Source organism: Pseudomonadota bacterium, assembly GCA_039818985.1.
GTDB lineage: Bacteria > Pseudomonadota > Alphaproteobacteria > Sphingomonadales > Sphingomonadaceae > Alterisphingorhabdus.
In genome coordinates this window covers 456,202-470,501 of record JBCBSU010000002.1, presented here as the reverse complement: position 1 = coordinate 470,501, position 14,300 = coordinate 456,202, and the positions used below count along the sequence as shown (strand labels likewise).

The 14,300-nt window shown below is 58.5% G+C and carries 14 protein-coding genes; 11 read left to right on the top strand and 3 right to left on the bottom strand.

The features are described from left to right. The first annotated feature begins 1 nt into the window (after position 1). Positions 2-733, top strand: coding sequence for a YjbE family putative metal transport protein (locus AAFX04_13985; GenBank protein ID MEO1046545.1), 732 nt, complete (start codon positions 2-4; stop codon positions 731-733). A 14-nt stretch (positions 734-747) separates the two neighbouring features. Here AAFX04_13985 and AAFX04_13980 read toward each other — a convergent pair whose 3' ends face one another. The 3 genes from AAFX04_13980 to AAFX04_13970 form a co-directional block, all read right to left on the bottom strand. Next, on the bottom strand, positions 748-1,206 hold the full coding sequence (locus tag AAFX04_13980) for an aspartyl protease family protein (protein ID MEO1046544.1): 459 nt from the start codon (positions 1,204-1,206) through the stop codon (positions 748-750). Then, positions 1,181-1,429, bottom strand: a complete 249-nt coding sequence (locus AAFX04_13975) for a hypothetical protein (protein MEO1046543.1) — start codon at positions 1,427-1,429, stop codon at positions 1,181-1,183. The genes AAFX04_13980 and AAFX04_13975 overlap by 26 nt, the downstream gene beginning before the upstream one ends. A gap of 87 nt (positions 1,430-1,516) precedes the next feature. Further along, positions 1,517-2,212 (bottom strand): dienelactone hydrolase family protein, encoded by a 696-nt coding sequence (locus AAFX04_13970; protein ID MEO1046542.1) that lies wholly within the window; start codon positions 2,210-2,212, stop codon positions 1,517-1,519. An 87-nt stretch (positions 2,213-2,299) separates the two neighbouring features. Here AAFX04_13970 and AAFX04_13965 point away from each other — a divergent pair, with 87 nt between their 5' ends. From AAFX04_13965 to AAFX04_13920, 10 genes are all read left to right on the top strand, one after another. Next, positions 2,300-2,623 (top strand): DUF6489 family protein, encoded by a 324-nt coding sequence (locus AAFX04_13965; protein MEO1046541.1) that lies wholly within the window; start codon positions 2,300-2,302, stop codon positions 2,621-2,623. Beyond that, positions 2,589-3,929 carry a tRNA uridine-5-carboxymethylaminomethyl(34) synthesis GTPase MnmE gene (gene mnmE, locus AAFX04_13960; protein MEO1046540.1) on the top strand — a complete coding sequence of 447 codons (1,341 nt, stop codon included), beginning with the start codon at positions 2,589-2,591 and terminating at the stop codon, positions 3,927-3,929. Before AAFX04_13965 ends, mnmE begins: the two co-directional genes overlap by 35 nt. Positions 3,930-3,997: 68 nt before the next feature. Beyond that, positions 3,998-4,894, top strand: coding sequence for an aminoglycoside phosphotransferase family protein (locus AAFX04_13955; GenBank protein MEO1046539.1), 897 nt, complete (start codon positions 3,998-4,000; stop codon positions 4,892-4,894). Between the two features lie 89 nt (positions 4,895-4,983). Continuing rightward, entirely contained in the window at positions 4,984-6,831 is a 1,848-nt protein-coding gene (gene mnmG, locus AAFX04_13950) for a tRNA uridine-5-carboxymethylaminomethyl(34) synthesis enzyme MnmG (GenBank protein ID MEO1046538.1), read from the top strand. Between the two features lie 5 nt (positions 6,832-6,836). Beyond that, the gene (gene rsmG / locus AAFX04_13945) at positions 6,837-7,493 is read left to right on the top strand and encodes a 16S rRNA (guanine(527)-N(7))-methyltransferase RsmG (GenBank protein ID MEO1046537.1); all 657 of its coding nucleotides are present in this window, start codon (positions 6,837-6,839) and stop codon (positions 7,491-7,493) included. Between the two features lie 64 nt (positions 7,494-7,557). Further along, entirely contained in the window at positions 7,558-8,343 is a 786-nt protein-coding gene (locus tag AAFX04_13940; protein ID MEO1046536.1) for a ParA family protein, read from the top strand. Next, the gene (locus AAFX04_13935) at positions 8,340-9,332 is read left to right on the top strand and encodes a ParB/RepB/Spo0J family partition protein (protein MEO1046535.1); all 993 of its coding nucleotides are present in this window, start codon (positions 8,340-8,342) and stop codon (positions 9,330-9,332) included. Before AAFX04_13940 ends, AAFX04_13935 begins: the two co-directional genes overlap by 4 nt. A 256-nt stretch (positions 9,333-9,588) precedes the next feature. Continuing rightward, a complete protein-coding gene (locus AAFX04_13930; GenBank protein ID MEO1046534.1) occupies positions 9,589-10,086 on the top strand; it encodes a DUF4402 domain-containing protein in 498 nt (165 codons plus the stop codon). 243 nt (positions 10,087-10,329) lie between these two features. Beyond that, a complete protein-coding gene (locus AAFX04_13925) occupies positions 10,330-11,157 on the top strand; it encodes a molecular chaperone (protein MEO1046533.1) in 828 nt (275 codons plus the stop codon). Between the two features lie 90 nt (positions 11,158-11,247). Continuing rightward, on the top strand, positions 11,248-13,992 hold the full coding sequence (locus AAFX04_13920) for a carboxypeptidase-like regulatory domain-containing protein (protein MEO1046532.1): 2,745 nt from the start codon (positions 11,248-11,250) through the stop codon (positions 13,990-13,992). The last annotated feature ends 308 nt before the right edge of the window (positions 13,993-14,300 follow it).

Sequence of the window (14,300 nt, the reverse complement as noted above, 5' to 3'; positions counted from 1 at the left end):
CATGGATTTTGTAACCCATCTGGCACAGGCTGGTTCGATGTTCGGCTATGGTTCCCTTAGTGAATTATGGCTGGCAATTGTCAATGATCTCAGCGGTTTTGGCTCGGCTTCCTCGCTGGCAGCCTTTGGCCAGGTGATATTGATCGACCTGGTGTTCGCCGCCGACAACGCCATCGTTGTTGGTGCCCTGGCTGCCGGCCTGCCGGCCGACCAGCGGCGCAAGGTAATCCTGATCGGCATCAGCGCGGCGCTGGTGCTGCGCATTGTCTTTGCCCTGATGGTCAGTGTGTTGCTCGGGATTGTCGGGCTGATTCTTGCTGGTGGCTTGCTGTTGCTCTGGGTGGCGTGGCGCTTCTGGCGTGAAATCCGCCAGATGGGCAGCGAATCCGTAGGGTCACCCGAAATTGCCGGCGATGAGGACAGCGGGCTCGCGCCCGCCAAGAGCTTCTGGGGCGCGGTGTGGGCGGTAACCGCTGCCGATGTATCGATGAGCCTCGACAATGTGCTGGGCGTTGCCGGAGCCGCGCGCGAGCATCCGGGCATATTGGTCATCGGCCTGTTGCTGTCGGTGGCGCTGATGGGACTGGCGGCCAATATCATTGCCAAATATATCGAGCGCTATAAGTGGATTGCCTATCTCGGCCTGCTGGTGATTATCTATGTGGCCTGCACCATGATCTATGATGGTTTTGTCGACCCGCAAGTCGGACTGATGCAGCTGGCGATGGGTTGAGCGGATTATGCCGATCAAGTGCTAAGCTTGAGTGAGAATTTTGCCTGTTTGTGGTCGAAGTTAAAAGATAGGTTCTTAAGAACATCAAATCCCAAAATCATATCGAAGTTGATATTTTCTTCCATATCAACAACCTCAAATGGTTGCTCGATACTAAAAAGGGATTGTTCTGTAATCTCTTCACCTTCGGGATCTATACGGTTGGTTGACCATATACCTATGCTCGCAAGATACCGGCCATGAGTTTTTGGGCCATGCAAGCTGGAAAACTGCATATGACCTATACGCGATAGTTTCTGCTGTGTGATTATGCGGCGTGACACCACACTTCTCTGAGCACCCGTATCAACAAGAGCACGATAGCTCTGTTGATTAAAAGACATCTTAAAAATATCTTCATGTAGAACAGGCTTTGTAATACTAACCTGAACAATCAGCCGATGTTCATCAAGCGTGCAATGCTGCACTAACATGTGAATAGAATCCTAAATCTTCGACTTTGTCATCAACGCATTCTACTGAGAAATTATTCTCACCATAGTGCTTAAGACCATCCTTTATAGCTTCAAGACTAGTCTGGAAAAAGCCCACGATCTTCTGATTATGGATCAAGGCATGCTGGCCGCGATGGTTGATAAGAAGATCAGAAAGATTCTGCTGAAACCAAGTGTAGTTGGTTGCCGTTTGGTCTGCCATATTAATTTCTCCGGAAAAATAATATAACAGAATCAGGACTCTACGTCATTACCTTATTTTCCTTTGTTTAGAGTCACTTGAATCACCTCATCCCAAATGCTCAGCAAAAAACGTCGCTGTCCGGCTATCGGCGAGCTGGGCGGCGTCTTTGTCGCGGCGTTTGCCGAACTCGGTGGCGAAGCCGTGGTCGAGGCCCTCATAATCGTGCAGCGTCACCCTGGGGTGGTCATCCAGACCCTCATGCATCGCCTTTTGTGTTGCCGCATCGACAAAGCCATCGGCGGTCGGGACATGCAGCATCAGCGGGTGGACGATGGCATGTTTCTCATGCAGCAGCCCGTCAATACCGACGCCATAATAGCCGACCGATGCATTGATGTCGGTGCGCGCTGCCGTCATAAAGGCGAGGCGGCCGCCAAGACAGTAGCCGACACAACCGACCTTGCCATTATCACTGCCCAGTTTCTGGCGCGCGAAATGGATCGTCGCTTCGATGTCTCTTATACCCTGATCCTGATTGAACTTGCCCATCCAGTCGAGCGCCTGATTGAACTCGCTTTCGATATCGGGGTCGAGAGCGATGCCCGGTTCGAGCCGCCAGAACAGATCGGGCGCGAGTGCCAGATAACCCGCTTCGGCCCATTTGTCGCATTTGCGGCGGATGCCGGAATTGACGCCAAATATCTCCTGAATAACGATAATCGCTGCCTTCGCAGGGGGTTGCGGCGTTGCCACATAGGCCCCGAAACTGGCATCGTCTGACAATGTGCTTATATTTTCCATATCTACCATGATCTGTCCTCTCATGCCCATTGATTGCCGCATCATGGATACAGGTTTAGCCATTGAATTGGCGCTGTCCAAGAAGCCATGTCCGTTCTATCATGGTCCTTTATCACCAACCTTTGGGAGAGCCCGATGAAAATGCATGTCGAACTCGATTGCACCCCCGAAGAGATGCGCCGACTGCTCGGCCTGCCCGATGTCAGCGAGGTCAACCAGGCCTATATCGATGGTATCAAGGATGCGATGCAGGGGGCAACCAGCCTCGAGCAGATGCAGAACCTGGTCAAGAACGTCGCCCCCATGGGGGAAATGGGGATGCGTTTTTTCCAGACCCTGATGCAGGCGGGGACGGGCGGCCTTGGCAATCGCAACGATGACGATCCCGACCCGGATACATCCAAAGACTGATTTGCCGAAAATGGCGGAGGATACGATATTCGCCGTGTCGAGCGGTGCGCCACCGGCTGCGATTGCGGTTTTTCGCGTCAGCGGCCCCGCAAGCGGCGCTGCGCTGGAAGCGCTTGCCGGATCGTTGCCCGTGCCACGTCGCGCAGTGCTGCGATCACTGCAGCATCCCGAGCATGGCGATATTCTCGACCGCGCGCTGATAGTGTGGTTTCCCGGGCCGGGTACGGCAACCGGTGAGGATTGTGCCGAGCTGCATTGCCATGGCGGTCGCGCTGTCATCGCCGCGGTGAGCGCTGCGCTGGCCACCATAGCCGGTTGTCGTGCCGCTGAAGCGGGCGAATTTACCCGCCGTGCCTTCGCCAATGGCGTACTCGATCTCGCCGAGGCCGAAGCGCTGTCCGACTTGCTGGCCGCCGAAACCGAACGCCAGCGCAAGCAGGCACTTGATCAGGCTGGCGGACTGCTTTCACGCCAGGTCACGATATGGCAGCAGCAATTGCTCCAGGCATCGGCGCAGGTTGAGGCGGAACTCGACTTTTCCGATGAGGATGATGTCGATCCCGCTTCACTGAAGCGGCTGCACACAATGGTTTCGGCGCTGCAGCGTCAGGTCGAAACGGTGCTGGCAATGCCGCCCGCCGAGCGGTTGCATGACGGCCTGCGCGTGGTTATTGGCGGGCCCCCCAATGCTGGGAAGTCGACATTGCTCAACCGGCTGGTGCAGCGCGAGGCAGCGATAGTCACCGATATTGCCGGGACCACGCGCGACATTATCGAAGCGCCGGTGACCTTGGGTGGCATGGCTTATATCTTCACCGATACCGCTGGTCTGCGCGGTGAAACGACAGACAAGGTTGAGACGATTGGCATTGACCGGGCGCAGCATGCGCTGGAACGCGCCGATATAATATTGTGGCTGGGCGACAGCAAAGACCGCCCTGACCATCCGGCAGTGATCGACATCGCCGCCAAAGCCGATCTCGAAGATGCGGCGGAACAGAAACCGGATGCCGATATCATGGTCTCGGCCAAAAGCGGGGAGGGAATGGCCACGCTGATTGCGCGGCTGACAAGGCTTGCCGAAAATCTGTTGCCGCCACAGGACCAGCCGGCATGGAATGCCCGACAGCGCAACCTGCTGCGCGACTTAGCCGATGCGCTGGAACGGGCACAGAAAACCGAGGATATGCTGGTCATTGGTGAAGAGTTGCGGCTGGCGCGACTGGCCCTCGACCAGATCACCGGACATAGCCATGTCGAGGACATGCTCGATGCGCTTTTCGGCAAATTCTGCATCGGGAAATAGTGATATGACGGTGCCATGCTTCGCATGGAACGGCAGCCTTATGTCGAGTGATTCAGGGATGCAAGTCAATGCCAGCTGAGCCAGAACCGCCCCGGTTGGCAGTGAGCGATAATGATATCAGGCTACTGATGGAAAAACAGTTTCCGCAGTGGAAAGCGCTAGATATCGAAAGAATTGAACCTGGTGGGTGGGATAATCACAGCTTCAGGCTTGGATCGGATAGGCTGGTGCGTTTACCGAGCGCGGAGCGCTATGCGTTTCAGGTGGCGCGTGAGCAGCAATGGTTGCCGCATTTGGCGCCGCATCTGCCGCTGGCCATTCCCGAGCCATTGGCCGAGGGTAGAGCATCGGCGATTTATCCCTGGCCCTGGTCGGTGCATCGCTGGATTGCGGGTGCCGTGCCACCACGCGATACTATTTGCCATCGCACGGATATTGCCCATATGCTGGCGCATTTCCTCATCGCTCTGCAGGGCGCACCGGTTGCCGATGCTCCGATGGATAACCCTTTTGGCCGCGGTCAATCGCCCCGGCTTTACGACGCAGCCGCACGCGAAGCGATAAACCGGCTGGTAGACTGGCTCGATGCCGAGCGTGCAATCGCTGTGTGGGAGCGGGCTTTGCTTTCCGACTGGCAGGAAGATCCCATATGGGTACATGGCGATATCAGTCTCGGCAACCTGCTCTGGGATGGTGATCAGCTGGTCGCGGTCATCGATTTTGGCAATATGGCGATCGGCGATCCCAGCTGCGATCTGGTGGCGGCATGGACCATCTTTGAAGCTGCGGCGCGCGAGACATTCCGTGACGCTTTTGCGCTGGATGCGGCCTGCTGGTCGCGGGCACGCGGATGGGCGCTATGGAAGGCGCTGATCACATTGGCTGCGATTGCGGACAAGCGGAGCGCGAAAGCGCTTGGCCAGTTGCGGATTATCGATGCGGTTATTGCCGATACGCCTGGTTGAAAGTGCCGAGTGTTTCACGTGAAACAGTTCCGATCCTGCTACGTATAGAGCTTTGACCCGTCGCCCCGGGTGATTTATAGGGCGCTCGCATGAGTCAGGCATTTGACATTATCGTGGTTGGCGGCGGCCATGCCGGATGCGAAGCGGCGGCTGTCGCCGCGCGCATGGGCTGTAGCGTGGCGCTGATCAGTTTCAGCCGCGACGGGCTGGGGGCGATGTCGTGCAACCCGGCAATTGGCGGGCTGGGCAAGGGTCATCTGGTGCGCGAGGTTGATGCGTTTGATGGTCTTATCGGTCGTGCCGCCGATGCTGCAGCGATTCATTACCGCATGCTCAACAAGAGCAAGGGCAGCGCAGTACAGGGGCCGCGAGTCCAGGCTGACCGCATGCTGTATCGTGCGGCGATCCAGCATATGCTGGCTGAACTCGAGACATTGACGATAATCGAGGGCGAAGCGGCAGAACTGCATATGCCCGGCGATAAGCTGGGTGGCGTGGTGCTCGGCGATGGCAGTGTGGTTGAAGGCGGACGCATTATCCTGGCTACTGGCACCTTTCTTGGTGGTCGGCTGTTTCGCGGCGATGAGCGCTATGAGGGCGGGCGTATCGAAGAGCGCGCCGCGACTCGATTGGCGGACCAGCTTTATGCCCGTCATCTGCCGATGGCACGGCTAAAGACCGGCACACCGCCACGCATTGATGGCCGCACCATCGACTGGAGCCGGCTCGAGGTGCAGCCCAGCGATGATGATGGCTGGACCATGTCGCCGCTCACCCGGGCGCGAAGCAATCCGGCCCTGTTCTGCGCTATCACCCGCACCAATCCGGCAGCCCATGACATTATCCGTTCAGGCCTTGATCGCTCACCGCTATTTGGCGGCGAGATCCAGGGGGAAGGGCCGCGCTACTGTCCGTCGATCGAGGACAAGATCCATCGCTTTGGGGATCGCGACGGACATCAGGTCTTCCTCGAACCCGAGGGACTCAACGATCATCTGATCTATCCCAATGGCATCAGCACTTCGCTACCGACCGACATTCAGCAGGCCATGGTCAATGCCATGGCGGGGATGGAGCGCGCGAAAATCGTCATTCCCGGCTATGCAGTGGAATATGATCATGTCGATCCGCGAGCGCTGGGCCACGATTTGCAGCTGGCGGCCCTTCCGGGTCTCTATTGCGCAGGGCAGATAAACGGCACCACCGGTTATGAAGAGGCGGCGGCGCAGGGGCTGGTTGCCGGTATGGCTGCTGCCTGTGCGGTGCAGGACAAAGACATGCCTCCACTCGACCGCGCCAACAGCTATATCGCAGTCATGATTGACGATCTGGTGCTGCATGGCGTCACTGAACCCTATCGCATGCTGACTTCGCGGGCGGAATATCGGCTGCGGCTACGCGCCAATAACGCTTCGGATCGACTGACGGCAATGGCTTTGCAAACCGGGTGCGTCAGGGAAGAGCGGGCGCACTGGTTTGGCGAGCGCGCTGCAACCAAGGTACGGATCATCGAGGCACTGGATGCGTCCATTGGCGCTGAAGCACTGATAGCTGCGGATATTGCGGTCAAGCGCGATGCTGGCAGGCAGAGTCTGTTCGACTGGTTGCGCTTCCCCAATATCCATCTCAACGATCTCGCTGCCATCCAGCCAGGACTGGTCTGTGATGCCGAACTGGCCAACGAGATTACCGAAGATGCACGCTATGCGCCCTATTTGCGGCGTCAGGACGCCGAATTGCGCGATATCCGCAACAATGAGCGGATCAGCCTACCTGATGATCTCGACTATGCGGCGCTGCCCGGCCTGTCCAATGAGATGATCGATCGTTTATCCGCTGCCCGGCCCGAGACTCTGGCCGCTGCGGGGCGCATTCGCGGGATCACCCCGGCGGCGCTATCGGCGATATTGGTGCATGCCAAGCGGCGTGCTGCCTGAGCTTTATGAGCCATCACAGCCCCGGGACATCAATAACCACGGATCCTGCCGCACATGACTGGCTGGTGCACGATCTGGGTGTTTCCCGTGAAAACATGGCGCGTCTCGAGATTTACGCCGATCTGCTGCGCAACGAATCCGCACAGCAGAATCTTATCGCACGCTCAACGCTCGACAGTCTCTGGGCACGGCATATCGTCGACAGCGCCCAATTGCTGTGCCACGTCCCAAAGGATCATAGCAGCCCGTGGCTTGATCTCGGCTCGGGACCCGGTCTGCCCGGGTTGGTGATCGCCATCTGCACTGGCCTGCCGACCATATTGGTCGAATCGCGGCGCAAGCGTGTAGCTTTTCTGGAGGTGGCGGTAGAGGCACTCGGTCTCACCAGGACGGTGAGCATTTACGGTGGGCGGCTTGAGACCATGCCCCGATGCGACGCCGGGATTATCACCGCGCGAGCTTTTGCACCGCTGCCGAAATTACTGACGCTGGCCGCGCGCTTTTCCACAGAAAACACCCTGTGGATTCTGCCCAAGGGCAAAAATGCGGTAAACGAACTGGCAGCCTTGCCAAGGAAATGGCAGAAGGTGTTTCACGTGAAACACTCGCTGACCGATCCCGAAGCCGGGATCATCCATGGTCGAGGCCAGATAAAGTCCTGATAGATCAGGCTCCGGGACCCGAATCAGGGGCTGGAAGGATGTATTCGCCAAGGAGCGCTGCTTAATGATCACCATTGCCGTCGCGAATCAGAAGGGTGGAGTAGGCAAGACCACGTCGGCGATCAATGTGTCGACGGCGCTTGCAGCGACCGGCTGGCGCACCTTGCTGATCGACCTCGATCCACAGGGCAATGCTTCGACCGGCCTGGGTGTTGCACTGAGTGATCGCAGCCGGTCGAGCTATGACGTGCTGACAGGCAGTGCAGATATTGCCGGTTCTGCGTTGCCGACCACCATTCCCAATCTGTCAATTGTCCCGGCAACTGTGGACCTGTCGGGTGCCGAGGTTGAGATGGTCGAGCTTGAAGACCGTACCGAGAGGCTGAAGAACGCCATTGCCGAAGGCACAACGCAGGATATCTGGGACGTTTGCCTGATCGATTGTCCACCATCTTTGGGCCTGTTGACGCTGAATGCGCTGGTTGCGGCGGACTCCCTGCTGGTGCCCTTGCAATGCGAGTTTTTCGCGCTCGAGGGGCTTAGCCAGTTGCTGCAGACGGTCGAGCGGGTGCAGCAGGTGTTCAATCCCGAGCTTTCCATACTTGGCGTGGTGCTGACCATGCATGACCGGCGCAATCGCCTGACCGACCAGGTCAGCGATGATGTGCGCGACTGTCTCGGTACCCTGGTGTTCGACACAGTGATTCCGCGTAATGTGCGCCTTTCTGAAGCGCCGAGCCATGGCATGCCGGCGCTGGTTTATGATCATCGCTGTGCCGGCTCTGCTGCCTATATTGCGTTGGCCAAGGAATTGATCGCCCGCCTGCCCGAAAGAAAGGTTGCCGCATGAGCGACAGGACAGACAGCAAGAAGAAAACGAAAAAGACGATAGCGGCGAAGCGGCCCAGCGGTCTGGGACGCGGGCTGAACGCGCTGCTTGGCGAAGCCCGGCCCGAGCGGCCTGTGGCACCCGATGGTGAGGCTGTCGGTGATGTATCGTTTGTCACTGGTGATGGCACTGTCAGCGATGGTCTGGCGCGGATCGCCATTGGCCGTATCAAGCCGCATCCCGATCAGCCGCGGCGCCATTTTGCCGATGCTGCACTTGATGAGCTGGCGGCGAGCATTGCGCAGCGCGGTGTGATCCAGCCGATCATCGTCCGCCCTGCATCCAGGGACGGCCATTATCAACTGGTGGCTGGAGAACGCCGTTGGCGCGCGGCGCAACGGGCAAGACTGCACGAAATTCCGGCGATTGTGCGCGATCTCGATGATGAACAGACGCTGGCCATTGCGCTGATCGAGAATATCCAGCGTGAGGACCTCACTCCGGTCGAGGAAGCGCGCGCCTATAAACAAATGACCGAACAGCAGCAGCTCAGCCCTGCCGACCTGGCGGAACTGGTCGACAAGTCACGCAGCCATGTCGTCAATATGATGCGGCTGCTGGCATTGCCCGATGCGGTGCTGGATCTGGTCGATGCGGGGCAATTGTCCATGGGCCATGCGCGGGCCCTGATCACCGCAGCGGCACCGGAAGAGCTGGCGCGGCGGGTGGTCAAACAGGGTCTGTCGGTGCGCGAGGTGGAGAAGCTGGTGCGCACCGGTACCGGCGCCGCTGACGGCAAACCCGGGCGGGGGCGGCGCGGCAAGGCTCTGGCGATGAACCAGACCGACTCGGATATTGCCGCTGTGGAGCAGCATCTTTCCGATCTGCTTGGCATGAAAGTCAGTATCAAGTCCGGCAAAAATGGTGTGTCAGGTGATATATCGGTGCGTTATTCGAGCCTCGACCAACTTGATCTTCTGTGCCAGCGCCTCTCTGGTGATTTCATCTAAATTACTGATTAAAAGAAATTAAATCCCTAATATATGGCCCGTGATCCGGCGTGCCATATCCCCTTTTGTGGTTAATGCCGCAAGGGTAGCGGCTAACTGCAAATCGTTAAATCCGGTTAACCATGATTTTCAGTAAAGGCTGAACGGCTCTTTGCCATAAGCGCTCGTGAATGGAGTGGGAATAGCCATTCGCACCGGGTGCATGTGGGCCCCGGCATTATCATATTCGCATCTTGCGATGTAGAAGGGACCAGAGATGAACAAGACAATTTTCAAAGCACTGACCGTATCCGCCGCTGCCATGGCTGCCATGGCCTCCACCAGCGCCCATGCCGATACGGCAGAAGCTGATGCCGTGGCACGTATCCTCCAGCAGGTAACTGTCGAATCTGACGGTTCGGCACTGAACTTCGGCACTGTTGTCGTAGGCGATAATGGCGGCGACGTCGAAATCGCTACCGATGGCAGCCTGAGCTCGTGCGATGCCAATCTCGTCTGTTCCGGCACCGTATCGGCCGCCGGCTTTGACGTGACCGGCACCCTGGGTGAGATTGTGAGCGTCACTGTTGATCCTTCGGTCACCCTGACCAACGATGATGGCGATACCATGACGGCATCGCTGAGCGCTTCGGATTCGACGCTGACCCTGGCCGGCGGTGACGGTTTCTCGGTTGGCGGCACGCTGACCGTTGCCGACAACCAGGCTGACGGCAATTATGACGGCACTTTCGAGGTTACCGTCGACTATCAGTAATGACTGAAATACATCGCTGGAAAACCATGTTTTTCAGTGCATAAAGCCTATAAAGGCGCCGGGTATATGCTCTATCCGGCGCCTTTTTTGCGCGCCGCTTCCGCTGTTGAAAGCTTCCTCCGACGCTGACCATCATGGTTAGCGAAATATCAACCATATTGCGCGATCACGGAATATGCGGGGTAATGGCAGGAACGGGAAATCCTCCATGCCCCAGGGACCAGAACTTCAGGGGATAATCATATGTTCCGCTCTTTTTGCGCTGCCTTGCTGTTTGCAGGGACGGTATTGGCAGGCAGCATCACATCGGCCCATGCCGCTGGCGGCGACTTGCTGGTGGCGCCGACCCGCATCGTCCTCGATGACCGGCGCGGCACCGAGGTTATCCTCAACAATGTCGGCGAAGAGGTAGCGACCTATCGCATTACTCTCGAGCTGCGTCGCATGACACCGGATGGCCGTCTTGACGAGGTCAGCAAGGCAGAGGCCAATGCGATCGAGCAGGCGGCGCTCAAGATGATTCGCTATGCCCCGCGCCGGGTTACATTGCCGCCGAACCAGCCACAGGCGATCCGCATCGGCATTCGTCCGCCGGCTGAACTGCCCGATGGCGAATATCGTGCGCATATGCTGTTTCGTGCCATTCCCGACGTCCAGTCGGTCACCGCCGCCAGCAACACCGACGTCGAGGGCCTGGCGATTGCGCTGACACCGATTTATGGCGTGACCATCCCGATCATCGTGCGCAAGGGACGTCTTGAAGCCACGGCGAGCATTGCCAATGGCCGCATCGAGCGCGGTGAAGACGGTCCGGCACTGGCTTTTGACCTCGCGCGCAAGGGGCAGGGCTCTACTTTCGGAGAGATCCGCGTCACCAAGCCGGGGCTGGATGAGCCGCTGCTGGTGGCGCGTGGTATCGCCGTCTACCCTGAGCTTGAAGGGCGCACGGTGCGCTTTCCTATCCCTGAAGAACTGGCTACGGCGATGACCGGCCCGGTTTCGATCGCCTATTATGAGGCATCCAATGCCGGGGGCGGACTGATCAGCAAGATAGATACAGTGCTGCAATAGTCCAGGTGCCGGGCTGAGTCGCTCTCGACCAGCTGAAACCATGACGACGTCATGACATCATATCCTCTCCAAAAGCGCCTATTTTTCAGTGTGATAGCTGCCGCGACAGCCTGTCTGTCCGCGGCTTTTGGCGCACCTGTCCAGGCACAGACGGCAGAGGAGCCGGCGACGGCGCAGTTCGCTATTGGCAACAGTGCCAGTGCAGCGGGTGCTGATAGCTGGCAGGCCAATGACGATGACTTTCTGCTGCTCGATATCCGTTCCGGCCAGTTTCGTCTGGGCGATGGGGTGCGTGGCTATGTCACCGACAGGGGTGTCTGTGTCGATTTTGCCGATGTCATCATGGCGCTCGATATTCCGGTGCGGCTCAACAAGAAGTCGCGCCGCGCAACTGGCTGGATTTTTGCCGAAGAGGAAATCCTGGTCGTCGACCGCGATCAGAATATGGTACAAATCATGAACAAGAGCCAGTCGCTCAATTCCGGTGATATTTACGATACGCCCGAGGGCTGGTGCATCGATACCCGCACCTTGTCGCGCTGGCTTTCGGTTGATCTAACGCCCGATCTTTCCAATGCGCTGCTGCTGTTGACATCGGAGCGCAAGCTGCCGTTCCAGCGCGCTGCCGAGCGCAAGGCCCGGGCGGCGAAAATCCGCCCGGTCAGGGATTTTGACCTCGCTGACCTGCCCCAGGCGGATCAGCCCTATTCTGTGTGGCAGACGCCGTCAGTCGATGCGGTGGTGTCGGTCGGAGGGTTGCGTGATGCCCAGCGCAATCGTGGCCAGTTTGATGTGCGCTATGAATTGTTTGCCTCGGGTGAAATCGGCAAAGCATCGGTCGATGCGCGACTGGCATCGGACAATGATGGTGTACCCAACAGCCTGCGCGTTCGCGCCTATCGTGCTGATCCGAGCGGCGAAATGCTCGGCCCGCTCAAGGCCACCCAGGTTGCGGTGGGCGATGTCGCCACAATATCGACGCCTTTGGTGGCGCAGAGCGTGATTGGTCGCGGTGCGCTGATCACCAATCGCCCGCTGCAGCGACCCGACACCTTTGACCGTACCAGTTTCCGTGGTTCGCTGCCTCTGGGCTGGGATGCCGAGCTGTACCGCAATGGCCAACTGCTGGCCTTCACCGAAAACCGCGCCGATGGCCGTTATGAGTTTATCGACGTACCATTGTTGTTCGGCGTCAATGATTTCGAAGTCGTGCTCTATGGTCCGCAGGGGCAGATCCGCCGTGAAAAGCTGTCACTGCCGGTGGGCCAGGACAGCATTCCGCCTGGCGAGACCTATTATTGGGTCGGCGGCAACCAGGCCGGGCGTGATCTGGTGACGCTGCGCGATCCGGTAGTGTTGCCGACACAGGGCTGGCGCGGCACCTTCGGGCTGGAGCACGGGATCGATGAACGGACATCGGTTTCCGCAGCGTTTCACAGCCTGCGGATATTCGGCAGGAGATCGAATATCTTCGAGCTATCGGGCCGCAGGGCCCTGGGAAAAGCACTGATCGACATTTCCGCAGCATCCGACGTGGATGGCAATGGCGCAATACGCGGCCAGTTTCTCGGCCAGTTCGGCCAGAGCTTTGTCCGCGCCGAGACCATATGGGGTAATGACGGTTTTCGCTCGGACCAGTTGCAGCAAAATGTCACCGGGCGGCAGCGGCTGTCGGTGACGCATTTCTTCAAGGCCGGAAAGGGTACGATCCCGGCCGAATTCGAGGCAGTGTACCGATCACGCAACACCGGAAACGACACGCTCGAAGTGTCATCGCGTCTGTCCTATGCGGTGCGCAATGTCTCGCTGACCAGCGAGGTGCAGTGGATTCGCAACACCAGCCGCTTTGGCCCCGATCCCGACGATATCGTCGATACTGCGCTGCTGGCCAATTTGCGGCTTGGCAAATTGCGGCTGCGCGGGGAATCACGCTTTCGCCTGTCACCCGATTCACGCTTCCAGTCAGCGACGCTGGTGGGCGAATGGCGCCAGGGCAGCCGTGCCAACTGGCGCGCCGAGCTGGGCTTCGATGCCGGAGCCAACCGCACCCGGATTGGCCTGGGCTATATTCGCCAGTTCGACAAATTCTCCCTGAACGGCAGTGTTGAGGCTGCGACCGATGGCTCCTTTGCCGCCGGTCTCAATCTGGCCTTCAGTCTTGGTCCCGATCCGCGCAATGGCCGGTTGCGCTTCAGCAATGAGCGGCTGGCAACCAACGGCCAGGTGATGGCCACGGTGTTTCGTGATCTCAATGCCGATGGCATCCGCCAGCGCAATGAGCCGCTCGAGGCGGATGTCGAGCTGACCGCCGGGCGTGCCGTTGCATTGACGCCGACCGATGATCGCGGCCGGGCATTGATCGACGGGCTGCAACCCTTTCAGCCGGTGCTGGTCGGGATCGATGCCGGTCGTCTGCCCGACCCCTATTTGCAGCCCGCCGGTTCGGGTGTGGTGGTCACACCACGCCCGGGTGTTGCGGCCCGGGTTGAACTGCCGCTGGTCGCCGCCGGTGAGGTCGACGGTACGCTGGTCAGCGCAGGTGGCGCCGGTATCGGCGGAGTCACGCTCGAACTGCTCGACGTAGAAGGCCGGGTACAGGTTAGAACCCAGACCGAATTTGACGGCTTCTTCCTGTTTGATCGTGTGCCCTATGGCCGTTACAGCCTGCGCATCGAGAAGCTCTCGGCTGATGCAATCGAGGCCGGCCAGGGCCTGCGCACCCCTCCCGTTGTGCTCGACGATGCCGAGCCGCTGGTCAATCTGGGCGCGGTGCGGATTCACGCCAATGCCCGCACCATCGCCGGTAATGGTGTCGAAACAGCCGGTCCGCAGTGATGGGCATGGTCTGCTTGGTGTTCAGACAAGGAATAAAATTTCTTCCGTTTTTTGTTTTTGGAACAAAAGCATCCCCCGTGCCGTTATCATTGTAACTTTGCGACAATCTGACTATGGTCCGAACTGGATCTTGTCATCATCCCGATAGAGCTGACGTTACAGCAAGCTGCCATTCCGGCACATCGCTAGCCGGAATGACTGCAGAAGGGGATGTTTGCGCAGCGCGGGAGGGAAAATTCATGGTCGGGAAAAATGGATAAGGTCGTGTCTGAAGCGAAAGAACAGCTGACGGCACAAAACACATCCGA

Coding starts and splice junctions, on each gene's coding strand:
- AAFX04_13985 (MEO1046545.1), top strand. CDS start 2: ATGGATTTTGTAACCCATCTGGCACAGGCTGGTTCGATGTTCGGCTAT.
- AAFX04_13980 (MEO1046544.1), bottom strand. CDS start 1,206: ATGTTAGTGCAGCATTGCACGCTTGATGAACATCGGCTGATTGTTCAG.
- AAFX04_13975 (MEO1046543.1), bottom strand. CDS start 1,429: ATGGCAGACCAAACGGCAACCAACTACACTTGGTTTCAGCAGAATCTT.
- AAFX04_13970 (MEO1046542.1), bottom strand. CDS start 2,212: ATGGAAAATATAAGCACATTGTCAGACGATGCCAGTTTCGGGGCCTAT.
- AAFX04_13965 (MEO1046541.1), top strand. CDS start 2,300: ATGTCCGTTCTATCATGGTCCTTTATCACCAACCTTTGGGAGAGCCCG.
- mnmE (MEO1046540.1), top strand. CDS start 2,589: ATGACGATCCCGACCCGGATACATCCAAAGACTGATTTGCCGAAAATG.
- AAFX04_13955 (MEO1046539.1), top strand. CDS start 3,998: ATGCCAGCTGAGCCAGAACCGCCCCGGTTGGCAGTGAGCGATAATGAT.
- mnmG (MEO1046538.1), top strand. CDS start 4,984: ATGAGTCAGGCATTTGACATTATCGTGGTTGGCGGCGGCCATGCCGGA.
- rsmG (MEO1046537.1), top strand. CDS start 6,837: ATGAGCCATCACAGCCCCGGGACATCAATAACCACGGATCCTGCCGCA.
- AAFX04_13940 (MEO1046536.1), top strand. CDS start 7,558: ATGATCACCATTGCCGTCGCGAATCAGAAGGGTGGAGTAGGCAAGACC.
- AAFX04_13935 (MEO1046535.1), top strand. CDS start 8,340: ATGAGCGACAGGACAGACAGCAAGAAGAAAACGAAAAAGACGATAGCG.
- AAFX04_13930 (MEO1046534.1), top strand. CDS start 9,589: ATGAACAAGACAATTTTCAAAGCACTGACCGTATCCGCCGCTGCCATG.
- AAFX04_13925 (MEO1046533.1), top strand. CDS start 10,330: ATGTTCCGCTCTTTTTGCGCTGCCTTGCTGTTTGCAGGGACGGTATTG.